Raw genomic sequence first — 16,984 nt, forward strand, 5'->3', positions numbered from 1 at the left:
CCCACCACAGTAGCGATCCGCAGTCAGCGGAAGTCGCGGGACTTCGACGCCACCCGCATGTCGAGCTTGCCCATCCGCTCGGCGACGACGGTGACCGCGCCGGTGGCGTTCTGCACCTGACCGCGGACCAAGAGTGCCGACGCCGTCTGCGCCAGCTTGCGGTGCCGCGCCCAGACGCCGCGCGAACACAGCACGTTGACCATCCCGGTCTCGTCCTCGAGGTTGACGAACGTGACACCCTGGGCCGTCGCGGGTCGCTGGCGGTGAGTCACCGCACCGGCCACCAGCACGCGGGTCCCGTCGGGCACCTCCAGCAGCTTGTTGGCCGGAACGACGCCGAGCGCGTCGAGGTTCTCGCGCAGGAACTGGGTGGGATAGCTGTCGGTCGAGATTCCCGTTGCCCACACGTCGGCGACGGCCAACTCGAGCTCGGTCATGCCGGGCAGTGAGGGGATCTGCGATGACGACCCCACTCCGGGCAACCGGTCAGGACGTTGGGTGGCGGCCGCGCCCGCGGCCCACAGCCCTTCACGCCGGGTGATCCCGAAACAGCCCAATGCGCCCGCGGTGGCCAGCGCCTCCGTTTGCGGGATGCTCAGCTGAATCCGCTGTGTCAGGTCCAGCAGAGAAGTGAACGGCCCGTTGGCTTCCCGCTCATCGACGATGCGCTGCGCCAAATCGTCACCGATGTGGCGGACGCTGCCGAGACCAAGCCGCACCTCGGTGCCCATGTTCTCCAGGGTGGCGTGCGCGAGGCTCGCGTTGACGTCCGGCCCATGGACGGAGACCCCGTGCCTGCGGGCATCGGCCACCAGCGACTGCGGCGAGTAGAAACCCATCGGCTGGGCTCGCAGCAGCGCGGCGCAGAACGCCGCAGGGTGGTGCAGCTTGAACCACGACGAGTAGAACACCAGGGACGCGAAGCTCAGCGAATGGCTTTCCGGGAAACCGAAATTGGCGAATGCCTCCAGCTTCTCGTAGATCCGGTCGGCGACCTCACCTGTGATGCCGTGCAGTTCGCGCATGCCGTCGTAGAACCTGCCCCGCAACCGCCGCATCCGCTCGGTGGAGCGTTTGGATCCCATCGCGCGGCGCAGCTGATCGGCCTCGGCGGCGGTGAAGCCCGCGCAGTCCACCGCGAGCTGCATGAGCTGCTCCTGAAACAGCGGCACGCCCAACGTCTTACGCAGGGCGGGTTCCATCGACGGATGGTCATAGGTGACGGGCTCTTCCCCGTTGCGTCGTTTGATGTACGGGTGCACCGACCCACCCTGAATCGGACCGGGGCGGATCAGCGCGACCTCGACCACCAGGTCGTAGAACACTCGCGGTTTCAGCCGGGGCAGCGTGGCCATCTGGGCGCGAGACTCCACCTGGAACACCCCGACGGAGTCGGCGCGTTGCAGCATCTCGTAGACCGCGGGCTCGGACAGGTCCAGTTTCGCCAGGTCGACGTCGATGCCTTTATGCTCGCGCACCAGGTCGATGCAGTAGTGCAGTGCCGAGAGCATGCCGAGCCCCAGCATGTCGAACTTCACCAAACCGATTGCCGCGCAGTCGTCTTTGTCCCACTGCAACACGCTGCGGTTCTCCATGCGCGCCCACTCCACCGGACAGACATCGGCGATGGGGCGGTCGCAGATCACCATGCCGCCGGAATGGATGCCCATATGCCGCGGCAGATTGGAGATCTGCAGCGCCAGGTCGATCACCGACTCCGGGACGTCCTCGACGTGGGTCGCTTCCGCGAGGTTTCCCCACTGACCGATCTGCCTGCTCCAGGCATCCTGCTGACCTTGAGAGAACCCCAGCGCGCGAGCCATATCGCGCACGGCGCTACGGCCCCGATAGGTGATGACGTTGGCCACCTGGGCGGCGTAGTCCCGGCCGTAACGGTTGTAGACGTACTGGATCGCGTTCTCGCGCAGGTCCGATTCGATGTCGATGTCGATGTCCGGTGGCCCGTCACGCGCCGGCGACAGGAACCGCTCGAACAGCAGCTCGTTGGCGATCGGGTCGACGTTGGTGACCCCGAGGGCGTAGCAGACGGCCGAATTGGCCGCCGATCCCCTGCCCTGGGCCAGGATGTTGTTCTCCTTGCAGAACCGGGTGATGTCGTGAACGACCAGGAAATACCCCGGAAATGTCAGTTGTTCAATGATTTTCAGCTCATGCTCGATCTGGGCGTACGCCTGCGGTGCACGCTCGGGAGGGCCGTACCGGTTACGCGCACCCTCCATGACCAGGTGCCGAAGCCAGCTGTCCTCGGTATGCCCCTCCGGAACGTCGAAGGGCGGCAGCTGCGGGGCGATCAGTGCCAGCTCGAACGCGCACTGCTCGCCGAGGTCGGCCGCCGCCGTCACGACTTCGGGATGGTGCGCGAACAGCTGCGCCATCTCCACCCCCGATCGCAGGTGCGAACCGCCAAGCGGAGCAAGGTAACCGGCGGCTTCGTCGATGGAGTGCCGCGCCCGGATCGCACCCATGGCCATCGCGAGCCTGCCGCGGGACGGCTCGGCGAAGTGGGCGCCGGTGGTCGCGACGACGCCGACCCCGAACCGGGGCGCGAGTTCGGCAAGTAGTGCATTGCGTTCATCGTCGCCGGGATACCCGTGATGGGTGAGTTCGATGCTGACCCGATCACGGCCGAACCGGTCCACCAGGTCGACGAGCGCTGTGGCCGCCGCTTCCGGACCGCCCTCGGAAAGCGCCTGGCGGACATGCCCTTTACGGCATCCGGTCAGGATGTGCCAATGCCCGCCGGCCGCCTCGGTCAACGTGTCGTAGTCGTAGTGCAACTTGCCCTTCTCGCCGCCCGCCAGATGCGCCCTCGCGAGCTCGCGAGACAGTCGCCGGTATCCCTCGGGGCCGCGGGCCAGCACCAGCAGATGGGGGCCTGGCGGATCAGGGTCCTCGGTCCTGTCTCCCCCACCCAGCGACAGTTCGGCGCCGAACACCGTCGACATATCCAGTTCCCTGGCCGCCTCGGCGAAACGCACCACCCCATAGAGGCCGTCGTGATCCGTGAGCGCGATCGCGCGCAGGTCGAGGCGGACGGCTTCCTCGACGAGTTCCTCCGGCGTGCTGGCCCCGTCGAGGAAGCTGTACGCCGAGTGCGCGTGCAGTTCCGCGTACGGCACGGCGGAGGCGGGCCGATCGATGCCCGCCGCCTGGTAGGCCCCCCGCTTGCGCGACCAGGCAGGACTGTCCCCGCCGTCGCCCACCTGCTCGTCGATGGGCCAGCCGGCGCGGCGCGGCTTGCCGTTGAGCACCCGCTCCATTTCCGTCCAGCTCGGTGGCCCCGTATGCCAGCCCACCCCCACAATGTATCGAACACATGTTCGACATCGCTACCCGTCTTCGTCCGGGGGATCGGGGTCGCTGCGCAGCAGTTCCTCGGGATGGTGGGCGTGGTTGATCTCGGGCGGTCGTGTTCCGTCGGTCCACGCCAGCCGCCCGCTGTCCGTGACCGTCGTCTGCAGTCGACCCTTGCCCACCGCCGCATGGTCGGGTCCGCAGGCGAAGAACAGCACGTCGGCGTCGGTCGCGCCGCCGGCGGCCCACTCCGTGCTGTGATGGACCTCGGCGTGATACCCGGGCTCAGTGCAGTTCGGCCGGGTACATCCCCCGTCGCGGGAATAGCAGATGATCCGCTGATCGGCGGTGGCCACCCGTTTCTGGCGGCCCAGATAAATCGGCCGGTCGCTGTGGTCCTCGAACACCGCCAGATAGTGAATCCCGTCGGTGGCCATCCGGATCAGGTCGCGCATCGGCAGCGCGGTGTCGCCTCCGGTGCGCGCAGCAGTGGGCATCGGAACGTTGGGATCGGTCACTGCGTGGACGGCCTGGTTGAGTTCGGCCAACGTGGTGCGCGCGATGACCGTGACGGCATGTCCACGGTGTGAACCAAACTGCCCTGACGCGATGCCGGCCTTGAGCCCGAGCTTGATGCCGTCGTGGCAGCGTTGCGATGGGCTGCGGTCATCACGCGTCTCGGCCAGCGCCCCGTCGGGCAGATGCCGGCCCGGCCGCACCGCGGCAGTGGCGGCCTCGACGTAGCAGCGGGTCTCCGGATCGATCCATCCCGAGAGCCGTGACATTCCGTCAGGACCCTGCGCTCCCATCACCACACCACGTCGGCGTGCACGGTCGGCTTCGTCGAAATCGCCATCGGGATTGAAGATTTCATCGATCCGACGTCCAACCGACTTGACAATGTCGGCGTCGTTCTTGACCGCCTCGCGGACCAGGCTGCGTTCGACCTCAACCCGATCATCCGCCGACACGCACGACGGCAGTCTGTCCATGGCCTTTTCGATTTCCCGCAGGTGATCCTCCCCGATCGTCCCCGCGGTAACGGCGTCGGCCACCAGCGGCAGTTCAGGCGGCAGCGGCGGGCCGGTGAGCTGACGACGCGGCTGGATCCGCGCGGCCACCTTCATCCTTCGCTTGATCTCGTTACGTGGTATCCGCAGCCGCGCGCACAGCCTGTCGATGAGTCCATCGATCAAGCCGATCTCATCGGGCGGGTCGGCGATCTGACCGAACACCCGGTACATCAGCCCTCGGTTGGTGCGCTCCTGCGTTTCGAGCCGTTCGGCCATGTCCACCCGAAACTCGTTGCCTACGTTGTCGGAGGACAATTCGCGCATCTCGGCGTAGGCAACATCCACCACGTCCAGCAGCGCGCGAAACCGCTCGCACGCTGCCGCTCCGGTAGTGAATTCGCCCATACCACAACGCTAACGGCATCCGTCGCAACGAACGCCTCCCCTGACCCCACGAGTCCCAACCTGTGGATCAACCCTGGGTTGGGGATGAAAACGCCAAGTTGTCGGTGCCGGGTGCTAGAGCCAGGTGCCAAGTCCCTGGAGGTTCAGTCGAAATCAGGCCGAGTCGTGAAGCTCCGCCTTCATGGTGCGGCCCTCGAAGAACTCGGGGTTGCGGAACCGCCAGAAGATCATCAGCACCGCGCCGAGCAACAGGATGCCGAAGCCCATGAAGAACACCAGCCCGATACCACCGATCGCCGCGCCGCTGCCGTTCTCCGGGTTCATGCTCTCGCGTACCGAGATGACGAAAACCAAGGCAAGAACGATCCCGCCGAGCAATGGGAACAGGAACTTGAAGACCACGTTGTGGACGTTCTTGAACAGTTCGCTGCGGAAGTACCACACGCATGCGAACGCGGTGATGCCGTAGTACCAGCAGATCATGATGCCAAGCGCGGCAATGGTATCCAACAGCACATGCTCCGACAGCAGGCTCACGACGGTGTAGAACGCGCCCGTCACGATTCCGGCGACCACGGTGGCGTATGCGGGCACCAGGAATCGTGGGCTGACACTGGCGAATCGCTTAGGGAACGCTCCGTAGGCGCCCATCGCGAGCATGGTGCGCGCCGCCGGTAGGAACGTCGTCTGCAGACTGGCCACCGACGACGCGAAGATGGCCAGGTACAGCACCGGACCGCCGATGCCACCGAGTATCGGATCGGCAAGTGCACCGAATACGTTCTCCGCGTTCTCCGGATTGCCAAGGCCCAGACCTTCTTCACCGACGCCGGCGTACATCATCACTGCCACCGCGACCAGCAGGTAGGTCAGCAGGATCGTCAGCACGCACAACAGCCCCGCCCGGCCCGGCACCCTCGTCGGATCCTTGCTCTCCTCGCCGAGGGTCAGGCATGTGTCCCATCCCCAGAAGGCGAAGATGGAACCCGTCACGCCAATGATGAAGGCGCCCATCGTAAGTCCGGTGAAGGGATCGAACCAGTCGAAGGTGAAGGACAGGCCGGCGGGGGCCTCTCCGCGACCGACATGGACGACGGCCATCACCGCGAACGCCAGTAGCACCACCATCTGGAAGCCCACGAGCACGTACTGCACGTATTCACTCGTGGTGATCCCACGGCTGGCGATGAATGTGGCGATGGCGATGAACGCCAATGTCGTGAGGATGTTGACGAATGTGTTGCCGGCCAGGTCGGCGATATCAGGGTTGTTGAAGACCCGCGCGATGAACAGGTAGAAGAATTCCACCGCGATCGCCGCGAGATTCGACAGCACGATGATCGTGGCGATCACCATTCCCCAGCCACACATCCAACCCACCCACGGGCCGAATGCCTTGGTGGACCAGGTGAACGAGGCGCCGCAGTCGGGCGCACGCGAGTTCAACTCACGGTAGGCGTACGCCGTCAGGAACATCGGGATGAATCCGGCGATGAAGATCGCCGGCATCTTCAGCCCGACTGCGGCGACGATGAGTCCGATGCTCGCGGTGAGCGTGTATCCGGGTGCCACGGAAGCGATTCCGAGGATCGCCCCGGAAAGGGTGCCGACCTTGCCGGTGGCTAGTCCTTTGGAGACCAGCCCGGCAGACTCCTCGGCTAGATGAAGTTTCTTTTCGGCGTCGGTCTCGCTCACGGCAGGTCCGCAGCTTCGAATTGATCCCTGGGAACCACCACCATCGGAACCTCCAATACTCGCAACATCTTGGCGGCCGTAGAGCCGAGGAACAGCCTCTTGGGTGCACTCAGCCGACTCGACCCCACCATGATCAGATCGCCATCATGCCACTCCAGCTTGCTGACGGCCTCTTCAACCGTGTGGCCGTCGACGATCGTCGATGTCACCGGGAAGCCTTCGGGCAGATTGCTTTTCGCCGTTTCGAGCGTATGTTGCGCATGTGCGAGCGCATGCTCACGCACCGCCTCGTCGTCGCCGCGGAGCGTGCCGAACATCGGATCCAGCGCAACCAGTGACACCAGCCGCAGCGGGGTTCCGGCGGCGCGGCTGAACCGCACTGCAGTGTTGAGTAGCAGATCCGCCCCGACGCGTTCACCGAGCGCGCACGTCACCTCGCGGACGCGTTCGATCGACGACTCGCGGGTACCTCGTGGCGCCACGGCGACGGGCACCGGTGACGAGTGCAGGAGCTCGTTGACGACCGAACCCAGCGAGTAGCTCCCGGCGAGGCCACCGCCGGAGCCTCCGACGACGATGAGATCGGCTTCCACCCGTGCCGCTTCTTTGATCAACCCGTCGGCGTAGGAGTCGTCGAAGCTGACGTGGGTCCCCACGGTGATGTCGGCGGGGATGTCGGCGCGCGCTTCGGCGAGCCAGCGCTCAGCCTGTTCGGCGAGGTGCTCGTCGTAGCCACCCACCGGAACCAGCGCGGCCCCCGCGCGGTCTGGCGGCAGGATGATGCTCACTCCGAGCTCGGCGCCAAGCGTGCGGGCCAGCCGCACGCCGAGTGCCAATGCATCGGCGCCTCCCGGCGTCGCCAGGTAACCAACGACCAGCTTCATGCCGCACCACCCATCGATCGCACACCGTTGTACGGACGTTGTGTGGTGATCCTGTCAACGCGCGGCCACCGTTATCCCCGCTTCGGAGAAATTGGTTCGCGGGTGATCAGGCGTTGTACTCGGCGGCGCCGTCCTCCAGCACCAGGCGCGCGTTCGATCCGTCCGGGTTGGACGCCTCGGTGCGGAACACCGCGTGACCCGGCTCGGTCCGCCAGATCGACGTCGTCAAGGTCTCGCCGGGAAACACCGGTGACGTGAACCGGGCCGCGATGGCACTGACTTTCGTCGCGTCGCCTCCGCCGAGCTCGGCAACCAGGGCACGGCCCGCGACGCCGTAGGTGCACAGGCCGTGCAGGATCGGCTTCGGGAAGCCGGCCAGCTCGCGCGCGAACCACGGATCGCTGTGCAGCGGATTGCGGTCGCCGGACAGCCGATAGATCAGCGCCTGATCCTCACGGGTCGGTAGCACGATCGTCGAATCCGGTGCACGGTCGGGGATTTCGGGCGCCGACGGGCGCTGTCCCGGCTGGCCGCCGAACCCACCCTCGCCACGGATGACCGCGGTGGTGTGAGTTTCGGCGATCACCTCACCTGAGTCCGGATCGGTGCCCGTCGCCTTGAGCATGACGACCGCGTTCTTGCCCTCGCCCTTGTCCTGGATGTCGTCTACTTCGGCGACGACGCTCAGCTTTCCTGCCGGGGGCAGCGGCTTGAACAACCGGATGCCCTGGGAACCGTGCAGCAACATGGCGAAATTGAAGCTGCCGATCAACCCGGCCGCCGCGAACGGCAGACACGCGATCACCGCGTAGGTGGGCAGCACCTGTTGCGGGATGTCATGACTGTTCTCCGTCGTGAAAGCCAGGTCATCGACTCCAGCGCCGACGCCCAGCGCGTAGAGCAACGTATCCCGGTCGGTCCACGAGAAAAGCTGCGGCTCCGTTTTCTTGCCTATGGCATTAGGGTCGAGTGGCATCGAGGCTCCCTTCGCTGATGTGTCGGACGATACACAGGACCGCCAGCCGGGCCGGCAAGCCAGCATTGACCTTTCCTCCGCCAGGGGAGACCATGACTCGCATGCGTTATGTCGTTACCGGCGGTACCGGATTTATTGGCCGACGCGTGGTATCGCAGATCCTGGCAAGTCACGATGACGCCGAGGTCTGGGTGCTGGTGCGACGCGAGTCGCTCGGGCGATTCGAACAGATGGCCGTCAATGAGCGGGATCGAGTAAAACCGCTGGTCGGCGACCTCACTGCACCCGGGCTGGGCCTGACCGACGACGCGATCGCCGAGCTCGACCCCGTCGACCACGTCGTGCACTGCGCAGCGATCTACGACATCACCGCCACCGAGGCCGACCAACGGGCGGCCAACGTCGACGGCACCCGCGCCGTCATCGACCTCGCACAGCGCCTCGACGCGACCATGCACCACGTGTCCTCGATCGCCATCGCAGGCACCCACCGCGGCGAGTTCACCGAGGACGACTTCGACGTGAATCAGGACCTGCCGACGCCGTACCACCAGACCAAGTTCGAAGCCGAACGGCTGGTGCGCTCCGCCGCGGGCCTGCGCTTCCGCATCTATCGACCCGCCGTCGTTGTCGGCGACTCGCGCACCGGCGAGATGGACAAGGTGGACGGCCCCTACTACTTCTTCGGCGTGCTGGCCAAGCTGGCGCGTCTGCCCAGATTCACGCCGATGGCACTGCCCGACACCGGACGGGCGAACATCGTTCCGGTCGACTTCGTCGCCGAAGCGCTCGTCGCACTGATGCACACACCGGACCGCGACGGGCAGACGTTCCACCTCACGGCACCGAAAACAATTGGGCTGCACGGCATCTACCGCGGCGTCGCCAAAGCCGCGGGACTACCACCGCTCATCGGCTCGCTGCCGCGCAGCACCGCGATTCCGATCGTGCGGGCCACCGGGCGCGCCAAGGTTCTGCGCAACATGGCTGCGACACAGTTGGGGATACCCGGCGAAGTGCTCGACGTCGTTGACCTGTTCCCCACGTTCACCTCCGACAACACCGACGAAGCGCTGCGCGGCACCGGCATCGCGGTGCCCGAGTTCGCCACGTTCGCACCGAAACTGTGGCGCTACTGGGCCGAACACCTTGATCCCGACCGCGCACGCCGCAACGACCCCGCCGGACCTCTGGTCGGTAAGCACGTCATCATCACCGGTGCGTCCAGCGGGATCGGGCGGGCCTCTGCCATTGCGGTCGCCGAACGCGGTGCGACGGTATTCGCCTTGGCGCGCAACGCCGAAGCGCTCGACGAACTGGTCGCCGAGATCCGTGCGGCCGGCGGACAGGCGCACGCGTTCACGTGCGACGTCACCGACTCGACATCGGTCGAGGTTACGGTCAAGGACATCCTCGGCCGGTTCGACCACGTCGACTATCTGGTGAACAACGCAGGACGGTCAATTCGCCGTTCGGTGTCGGCGTCCACCGACCGCTTACACGACTACGAGCGCGTGATGGCGGTCAATTACTTCGGGGCGGTGCGGATGGTGCTCGCCCTGCTGCCGCACTGGCGGGAGCGGAAGTACGGCCACGTCGTCAATGTGTCCAGCGCCGGTGTGCAGGCCAGGAATCCGAAGTACAGCGCTTATATTCCCACCAAGGCTGCCCTGGATGCGTTCGCCGAAGTCGTTGGCAGCGAGACTCTTTCCGATCACATCACCTTCACCAACATCCACATGCCATTGGTGAAGACTCCGATGATCGTGCCGTCGCGCCGGCTGAACCCGATACCGCCGATCACCGCCGAGCACGCCGCCGCGATGGTGGTCCGCGGTCTGGTCGAGAAGCCCGCGAGGATCGACACGCCGATCGGGACACTGGCCGATGCCGGTATGTATTTCACGCCCAAGCTGTCGCGGCGGGTCCTCCACCAGATCTATTTGGGGTATCCGGATTCGGCTGCCGCACGCGGGATCGAGACATCCGAGCCCGTAACAGAACGCCGCCCGAGGCGACCCGCGCGCACCACAGTGCGCCCCGTGCGCGTCCCCCGCGCCGTGACCCGCCCGGCCAAGCGCGCGCTGCGGATGGTGCCCGGCGTGCACTGGTGAGCGGAAAGGCCCTATCGTTTCAGGCGTGACGCTGCCTGTGTTCGTCGACGTCGATACCGGCGTCGACGACGCGATGGCGCTGGTGTACCTCTTCGGCAGCGACGACGCCGAGGTCGTCGGGATCGCGTCGACCGCCGGAAATGTTCCCGTACAACAGGTCTGCCGAAACAACCTGGGACTGCTGGAGCTCTGCGGAATGGACATCCCGGTGTCCAAAGGTTCCGAGCAGCCGGTCAAGGCACCGTTGCGCACCGCCGAAGACACCCACGGACCCGAGGGCATCGGTTACGCGCGGTTGCCCCCGACCAACCGGCAACTCACCGCCTACGACGCCGCCGAGGCGTGGGTGCTTGCCGCGCAGGCCTATCCGGGCGAACTGATAGGAGTGGCCACCGGCCCGCTGACCAACCTGGCACTGGCTTTACGGAAGGAACCGACGCTACCCACGTTGTTGCGCCGTCTGGTGATCATGGGCGGCTCCTTCGACTACCGCGGCAACACGACGCCCGTCGCGGAGTGGAACATCAGCGTGGACCCGGAGGCCGCCGCCGAGGTCTTCGCCGCATGGGGCGCGGCGTGGGGGTCGCAGGAGCCGACCCACTTGCCGATCGTGCTGGGACTCAACCTGACCGAGAACATCGCGATGACGCCGGCGCTGTTGAACCGGCTCGCGACGGCGGCGGAGTCATCGTCGATTCCGATGAGCGTGCTTGACGACCGCGGCACGAGATCGGTCGCCTCCAATCCACTCATCGCGGTCCTCGAAGACGCTATGCGGTTCTACTTCGAATTCCACTTCGACCAGGACGAGGGTTACCTTGCGCATCTGCACGACCCACTGGCCGCTGCGGTGGCGCTGGATCCCGACCTGGTCACGTGCCGACCGACCACGATCGATGTCGAGCTGACCGGCACGTTGACCCGCGGCATGACAATCGCGGACTGGAGCAACCGATGGGGTCGAGAACCCAACGCGCTCATCGGTGTTGGAGTCGATCCGAAGGTGTTCTTCGACCGCTTCATCGCCCGAGTGGGCGCCTTCGCCCGACGCCTGGGTTGACGCTCAGTCGTCGGTCACAACGATCTTGACGTCGATGTTTCCGCGGGTGGCGTTGGAGTACGGGCACACCTGATGCGCCTTGTCGGACAGCTGCTGGGCGACGTCGTGTTCGAGGTTGGGCAGCGTGACCTCCAGCTCGACGGCAAGACCGAAGCCGCCGTTTTCGAGCTGTCCGATCGAAACCCGCGCTCCGACAGACGAATCCGACACATCGGCATTCTCCTGGCGTCCGACCAGTCGCAACGCGGAGTGGTAGCACGCGGCGTATCCGACCGCGAACAGCTGCTCGGGGTTGGTGCCGTTGCCACTGCCGCCCATTTCCTTCGGGATGGCGAGGTCGAGATCGAGCTTGCCGTCGGAGGTGCGGCCGTGGCCGTCACGTCCTTCGCCGGTTGCCAAAGCCTCAGCGGTGTAGAGGGTTTTCATGGGTTTCCTTTCCTAGGGATGCATTGAGCGCATCGGTGAGGTTTCGAATCGCATCTCGTAGATCGGTGGCCTCTTGCTCCGTCAAACCCGTGGCGGCGAACAATTCTTCCGGGATGCACTGGGCTTTACGTTCGAGCCGACGCCCTTCCGGCGTCAGGGTCACCTCGACGATGCGCTCATCGGCGTGCGACCTTTCGCGGCGGACAAACCCATTGGCCTCCAAGCGCTTCAGCAGCGGCGAAAGCGTGCCCGAGTCGAGTTGGAGTCGCTCACCCAATCTGCTGACGGTGACGGGACCTTCCTCCCAGAGCACCAGCAGTACGAGGTACTGCGGGTAGGTGAGGTTCAGCTCGGACAGGATCGGCCGGTACGCCGCCGTCATCGCCCGCGACGCCGAATACAGGGCGAAGCAGAGGTGGCGATCCAGCGTCATCATGGCCATAGCAGAACTATAGCCCGCAATTCAATTGTGCACAATTAATCTATGCGAGCGGCGATGTAGTCAAGGAATGCCTGCGGCACCTCGGATGGGTCGACCTTGGTGAAGAAGTCGGGCGTAGCGATGGCGGAGTATGTCTCCTCACCTTTGATGAAGCCCTCCTCGTCGAAGGGCCAGAGGGTCACCATGCGCAGTTTCAGGATGTAGAAAGCCGTCGGATCATCAGCGGGAAAGCCCCGCTTGAGCGCGTCGGCGCCATAGTACAGCGAACGTAAATTGCCCTCGGTGACTACGGTTTCGTCGTCGACGACGATCCGGTCCATGTCCAGCTCCAGGCAGAACTGACCGCCATGGACGATCGTCTCTTCGTAGAAGTTCCTGACCGCTTCCGTCCCCACTGGGCTGAAGTCCTCTGATGCGCCCCAGGCGATGTAGCGCGGATTCGGGCACAGCGTCGACATCACCTGGTCGAGATCCAGGTTCGCCTCGCCGATCGCATGCTGGAGCACTCGATTGAGCATGAGCCGGTGACGCGGATTGGTCGTCGTGGCGATGCGCTGCTCGAGCAAGCGGAACGTCTTCGTCGGGTCGATGATGTCGGGCATCTTGTCCTCCTCGCAGGCGGACAAATTTTTCCACGCGGGTCAGCCCCCTGTTCCGCAATTCGTCGAGGCCTTCACAGCGAGCACCTGTCATTCGTAGATCCCCTCGAGGTACCACCTCCTCTGCCGATAACACAGCAGCAGGGCGCGCCCCGGCTTCCCGTCGACGAGCACCTGCGCCCTGGCCGTGCGGCCGACTCTGGCTTGCTCGGGGTCCCACCACCGTTCGTCGACCGGCCACGGCCCCGCCCACCACGCCAGGCGCGCATCGGTGGAACCGGGCGCCACCAGACGCGACGGGTCCGCGGAGAACAGTCCCCGACCGGTCACCCGCACCGGATTCCCACCGGCGTCGAACAGTTCGACCGGATCGTCGAGCAGCACCGTCGGCGACGGCTCGGGCAGTTGGCCCGGCCATGGCTGAGAAGGATCGGCACGCGGCACCTGTTCGTCACCCAGCGGGGTGAAGGTGATGCGCTCGGCGGGTCCGCGACCACCGCTGAGCACAGGCACCTGCACCGCCTCGGGCCCGAGCAGCCCTTGCACCCGTACCAGCGCGCGGCGAGCCCGCAGCCGGTCCTCCTCCCCGACGCCACCCCACAGCGGCAACTGCAGCGCCTCGGCCGAAACCAGTTCCACCGGACGCAGCCGGATCACGGTGACCGGCGCAGACGGTCGATCGTCCCGGTTGCGCCTGTTCAACCAGCCATCCAATTGCCAGCGCACCCGGTCGGCGGTGGCATCCTCGGTCAGCGGTTCCGCACAACGCCAAACCCGTTCCAGCTCTTCGCCTTTGGCGGTGATGGCGTGGATGGCCAGGCGGGTGCATCCGACCCCGGACGCCTGGAGCGAGCGGTGCAGGGTGCCGGCCAACGAGCGGCCTGCGAACGCCGCGGCATCCACCCGATCGATTGGCGGGTCGCAGTCCATGACCGCGTCGAGTTCCGGCTCGGGTTCGCGACCCGACGGCCCCCTGGCGGACTCACCACGGGCGAACCGGTGCGCGGCCACCGCATCGGCACCGAACCGCGAGGCCACATCGCTGCGGGACAACGCCGCGAACTGTCCAATGGTGCGAATTCCCATGCGCCACAGCAGGTCTGCCAATTCCTCCCGCCCTGGCGCAGCCAGACTGGGTTCGGCAGCCAGCTGCCGGATGGACAGCGTCGACAGAAACAGCGCATCGCCGCCGGGTTCGATGATCCGTCCCGCCCGCGCGGCGAAGACCGCGGTGGGCAGCTGGTCGGCAATACCCACCTGGCATTCGGCTCCGGCGGCGGCCACCGCGTCGACCAACCGCTCGGCGGCGACCTGCTCGGAACCGAAGTAGCGCGCCGCGCCACGCACCGGCAGCACCAGCAGGCCGGGCCGCAAGACCTCGGCCCGCGGCACCAGGTCGTCCACCGCGGCCGTCACATCCTCGAAATGGCGGGCATCGCGGGCCGGATCGGCGGCAACGACATGCAGATCCGGGCACCTGGCCTGTGATTCCCGGCGGCGCAACCCCCGTCGCACACCCACCGCACGGGCCGACGCCGAACAGGCGATCACCCGGTTGGCCAACGTCACCGCGACCGGAGCCGTAGGTGTCAGACCAGCCGCCGCGGCGGCGGCGACCGCGGGCCAGTCCATGCACCAGATGGCCAATACGCGCGACGACGAAGACGGCACCGCAGCCCGCTCACTGGGCAACCGTCGTCAGCCCGGCCCGGCCGCTGACGGAGTAGGTCAGCTGTACCTTGCCGATTCGACCGAACCCCGGACGAGCATGTCCGGTGATCTCATAACCGCAGACCCTGGCGTCCAGTCGGGCGGACGCACCCTGCCAGTCACCGTTGGTGACCAGCAGGGTGCAGCCCTTCTGCCGCGCCCGGGCAATGACCGCCCGTGCGCGGGTGGCGGGCACCGAACGCCCACCCAGCCCAAGCACCACCATGTCCATGCCGTCCATCAGGACCGCGGCCACCTCGATCGGGTCGCTTCCCGGGTCGGGGATGACCGCGATCCTGCTCAGATCCGCCCCCATCTCCACAGCAGCCAGCAGACCGGCCTCGGGGTGTCCGACGATCGCGGCATGGCCGCCCTCCGCCGTCACCGCCGCCACCATGCGCAACGGCAGCGACCGGGCACCCGACAACACCGCGACCGTCCCGCGCGGCAACGGCGCCGGGAACGCGTCGCCCAGCTCTTCAGGTAGCGGCAGCAAACTTTCGGCGTCGGAAAGCCGGTCCCCGGCGGGCACTGCCCCGCGACGCCCGACACCCACCTTTCCCGACACCGCCGCCATCTTGCGACGCAGGTATTCCAGCTGTTCAGCGCGGTCTGGGCGGCGCTGATCCAGGCTCAAGGCAGCTGTCACAACAGCACCTCCCGCATCACCAGAATCATTCGATGTTCGAATGTATGTTCGATGCCCCGAGTAAACACCGGGGCACCGACAACCGTCAAGCGATCAGGAGAGCGATCAGAAGACCGATCAGGAGTCGGTCAGCTCATTCCCATTCGATGGTGCCCGGCGGCTTGCTGGTGATGTCCAGCACCACGCGGTTGACCTCGCGGACCTCGTTGGTGATGCGCGTGGAGATGCGCTCCAGCACCTCGTAGGGCACCCGCGTCCAGTCCGCGGTCATCGCATCCTCACTGGACACCGGGCGCAGCACGATCGGATGGCCATAGGTGCGGCCATCGCCCTGCACCCCCACCGAACGGATACCGGCAAGCAGCACGACGGGGCACTGCCAGATCTGGTTGTCCAGACCGGCGGCGGTCAGTTCCTCACGTGCGATCGCGTCGGCACGCCGCAACGTCTCCAGTCGCGCAGCGGTCACCTCGCCGACGATCCGGATGCCCAGGCCCGGGCCCGGGAAGGGTTGGCGCGCAACGATTTCCTCGGGCAGGCCGAGTTCGCGGCCCACGGCGCGCACTTCGTCCTTGAACAACAGGCGAAGCGGTTCGACGAGTTTGAACTTCAGGTCGTCGGGCAGACCGCCAACGTTGTGGTGGCTCTTGATGTTCGCGGTCCCCGACCCGCCACCGGATTCCACCACGTCGGGATACAGCGTCCCCTGCACCAGGAATTCGACCTCAGAACCGCTGTCGCCCACAATATCTCGGACCGCACCCTCGAAGGCACGGATGAACTGCCTACCGATGATCTTGCGCTTGCCCTCTGGGTCGGTCACCCCGGAAAGCGCCTCCAGGAAGCGGTCGGCGACGTCGACGGTGACCAGATTGGCGCCGGTGGCGGCGACGAAATCGCGCTGCACCTGCGCCCGCTCACCGGCCCTCAGCAGACCGTGGTCGACGAATACGCATGTCAACCGGTCGCCGATGGCCCGTTGAACCAGCGCCGCAGCCACCGCGGAGTCCACCCCGCCGGACAACCCGCAGATCGCCCGCCCATCGCCGATCTGGTCGCGCACCTGCTCGACGAGCGCGTCGGCGATGTTCGCCGGCGTCCATTTCGAGTCGATACCGGCGAATTCGTGCAGGAAGCGGCTGAGGATCTGCTGACCGTGCGGGGTGTGCATCACCTCGGGGTGGTACTGCACACCCGCCAATCGCTTGGCCCGGTTCTCGAACGCCGCGACTGGCGCACCGGAGCTGGTGGCGACCACGTCGAAGCCTTCTGGCGCGACGGTCACCGCATCACCGTGACTCATCCACACCGGCTGTGTGGAAGGCAGATCGGAATGTAGCTCTCCCCCAGTCACTTTCAACTCGGTGCGGCCGAACTCGCTGGTGCCGGTGCGGGCGACCGTTCCCCCCAGCGCCTGTGCCATCGCCTGAAAGCCGTAGCAGATGCCGAACACTGGGACACCAAGGTCGAACACCTCGGCGTTCAATTGCGGAGCCCCTTCTTCATACACACTCGCGGGGCCGCCCGACAGCACGATGGCCCGCGGATCGCGCGCCTTGATCTCCTCAACGGTCGCGGTGTGCGGGATCACCTCGGAGTAGACGCGCGCTTCGCGGACACGACGGGCGATCAACTGCGCGTACTGCGCTCCGAAGTCGACGACCAGAACGGGACGGGGAGAACCTGTTGTCACCCG

The 16,984-nt window shown here is 66.1% G+C and carries 13 protein-coding genes; 2 read left to right on the forward strand and 11 right to left on the reverse strand.

The annotated features are described in order from the left end of the window. Positions 1-23 precede the first annotated feature (23 nt). From G6N43_RS26050 to G6N43_RS26070, 5 genes are all read right to left on the reverse strand, one after another. Positions 24-3,317, reverse strand: coding sequence for an error-prone DNA polymerase (locus tag G6N43_RS26050; RefSeq protein WP_083154006.1), 3,294 nt, complete (start codon positions 3,315-3,317; stop codon positions 24-26). 33 nt (positions 3,318-3,350) lie between these two features. Beyond that, entirely contained in the window at positions 3,351-4,733 is a 1,383-nt protein-coding gene (locus G6N43_RS26055) for a DUF222 domain-containing protein (RefSeq protein ID WP_083154009.1), read from the reverse strand. Between the two features lie 153 nt (positions 4,734-4,886). Beyond that, positions 4,887-6,428 carry an APC family permease gene (locus tag G6N43_RS26060; protein ID WP_083154012.1) on the reverse strand — a complete coding sequence of 514 codons (1,542 nt, stop codon included), beginning with the start codon at positions 6,426-6,428 and terminating at the stop codon, positions 4,887-4,889. After that, the gene (locus G6N43_RS26065; protein ID WP_083154015.1) at positions 6,425-7,312 is read right to left on the reverse strand and encodes a universal stress protein; all 888 of its coding nucleotides are present in this window, start codon (positions 7,310-7,312) and stop codon (positions 6,425-6,427) included. Before G6N43_RS26065 ends, G6N43_RS26060 begins: the two co-directional genes overlap by 4 nt. A 106-nt stretch (positions 7,313-7,418) precedes the next feature. Continuing rightward, positions 7,419-8,288, reverse strand: a complete 870-nt coding sequence (locus G6N43_RS26070; protein ID WP_083154017.1) for a MaoC/PaaZ C-terminal domain-containing protein — start codon at positions 8,286-8,288, stop codon at positions 7,419-7,421. Between the two features lie 101 nt (positions 8,289-8,389). Between G6N43_RS26070 and G6N43_RS26075 the strand changes: the two genes are divergently transcribed. Both G6N43_RS26075 and G6N43_RS26080 read left to right on the forward strand, forming a co-directional pair. After that, positions 8,390-10,402, forward strand: coding sequence for an SDR family oxidoreductase (locus G6N43_RS26075; RefSeq protein WP_110810461.1), 2,013 nt, complete (start codon positions 8,390-8,392; stop codon positions 10,400-10,402). Between the two features lie 25 nt (positions 10,403-10,427). Continuing rightward, entirely contained in the window at positions 10,428-11,462 is a 1,035-nt protein-coding gene (locus tag G6N43_RS26080; protein WP_083154023.1) for a nucleoside hydrolase, read from the forward strand. Between the two features lie 3 nt (positions 11,463-11,465). Here the strand turns inward: G6N43_RS26080 and G6N43_RS26085 are convergent, their stop codons facing one another. The 6 genes from G6N43_RS26085 to guaA all read right to left on the reverse strand — a co-directional run bounded on the left by G6N43_RS26085 (position 11,466) and on the right by guaA (position 16,981). Continuing rightward, the gene (locus G6N43_RS26085; RefSeq protein ID WP_083154025.1) at positions 11,466-11,888 is read right to left on the reverse strand and encodes an organic hydroperoxide resistance protein; all 423 of its coding nucleotides are present in this window, start codon (positions 11,886-11,888) and stop codon (positions 11,466-11,468) included. Beyond that, complete coding sequence (locus G6N43_RS26090; protein ID WP_083154028.1) at positions 11,866-12,330, reverse strand: MarR family winged helix-turn-helix transcriptional regulator; 465 nt, start codon at positions 12,328-12,330, stop codon at positions 11,866-11,868. The genes G6N43_RS26085 and G6N43_RS26090 overlap by 23 nt, the downstream gene beginning before the upstream one ends. Before the next feature lie 35 nt (positions 12,331-12,365). Further along, positions 12,366-12,932, reverse strand: a complete 567-nt coding sequence (locus tag G6N43_RS26095; RefSeq protein WP_083154031.1) for a hypothetical protein — start codon at positions 12,930-12,932, stop codon at positions 12,366-12,368. An 87-nt stretch (positions 12,933-13,019) separates the two neighbouring features. Further along, complete coding sequence (locus G6N43_RS26100) at positions 13,020-14,561, reverse strand: DNA polymerase Y family protein (RefSeq protein WP_083154034.1); 1,542 nt, start codon at positions 14,559-14,561, stop codon at positions 13,020-13,022. Between the two features lie 49 nt (positions 14,562-14,610). Then, on the reverse strand, positions 14,611-15,288 hold the full coding sequence (locus G6N43_RS26105; RefSeq protein ID WP_179967923.1) for a DnaE2-dependent mutagenesis accessory factor ImuA': 678 nt from the start codon (positions 15,286-15,288) through the stop codon (positions 14,611-14,613). Positions 15,289-15,421: 133 nt separating this feature from the next. Next, positions 15,422-16,981, reverse strand: coding sequence for a glutamine-hydrolyzing GMP synthase (guaA, locus tag G6N43_RS26110; RefSeq protein WP_083154037.1), 1,560 nt, complete (start codon positions 16,979-16,981; stop codon positions 15,422-15,424). Positions 16,982-16,984: the final 3 nt, after the last annotated feature.

This window comes from Mycolicibacterium moriokaense (assembly GCF_010726085.1).
GTDB lineage: Bacteria > Actinomycetota > Actinomycetes > Mycobacteriales > Mycobacteriaceae > Mycobacterium > Mycobacterium moriokaense.

What these genes read in the sequence shown, in the direction of transcription:
- G6N43_RS26055 (WP_083154009.1), bottom strand. Translation starts at nt 4,733, where the DNA reads ATGGGCGAATTCACTACCGGAGCGGCAGCGTGCGAGCGGTTTCGCGCG.
- G6N43_RS26065 (WP_083154015.1), bottom strand. Translation starts at nt 7,312, where the DNA reads ATGAAGCTGGTCGTTGGTTACCTGGCGACGCCGGGAGGCGCCGATGCA.
- G6N43_RS26070 (WP_083154017.1), bottom strand. Translation starts at nt 8,288, where the DNA reads ATGCCACTCGACCCTAATGCCATAGGCAAGAAAACGGAGCCGCAGCTT.
- G6N43_RS26075 (WP_110810461.1), top strand. Translation starts at nt 8,390, where the DNA reads ATGCGTTATGTCGTTACCGGCGGTACCGGATTTATTGGCCGACGCGTG.
- G6N43_RS26085 (WP_083154025.1), bottom strand. Translation starts at nt 11,888, where the DNA reads ATGAAAACCCTCTACACCGCTGAGGCTTTGGCAACCGGCGAAGGACGT.
- G6N43_RS26090 (WP_083154028.1), bottom strand. Translation starts at nt 12,330, where the DNA reads ATGGCCATGATGACGCTGGATCGCCACCTCTGCTTCGCCCTGTATTCG.
- G6N43_RS26095 (WP_083154031.1), bottom strand. Translation starts at nt 12,932, where the DNA reads ATGCCCGACATCATCGACCCGACGAAGACGTTCCGCTTGCTCGAGCAG.
- G6N43_RS26100 (WP_083154034.1), bottom strand. Translation starts at nt 14,561, where the DNA reads ATGGACTGGCCCGCGGTCGCCGCCGCCGCGGCGGCTGGTCTGACACCT.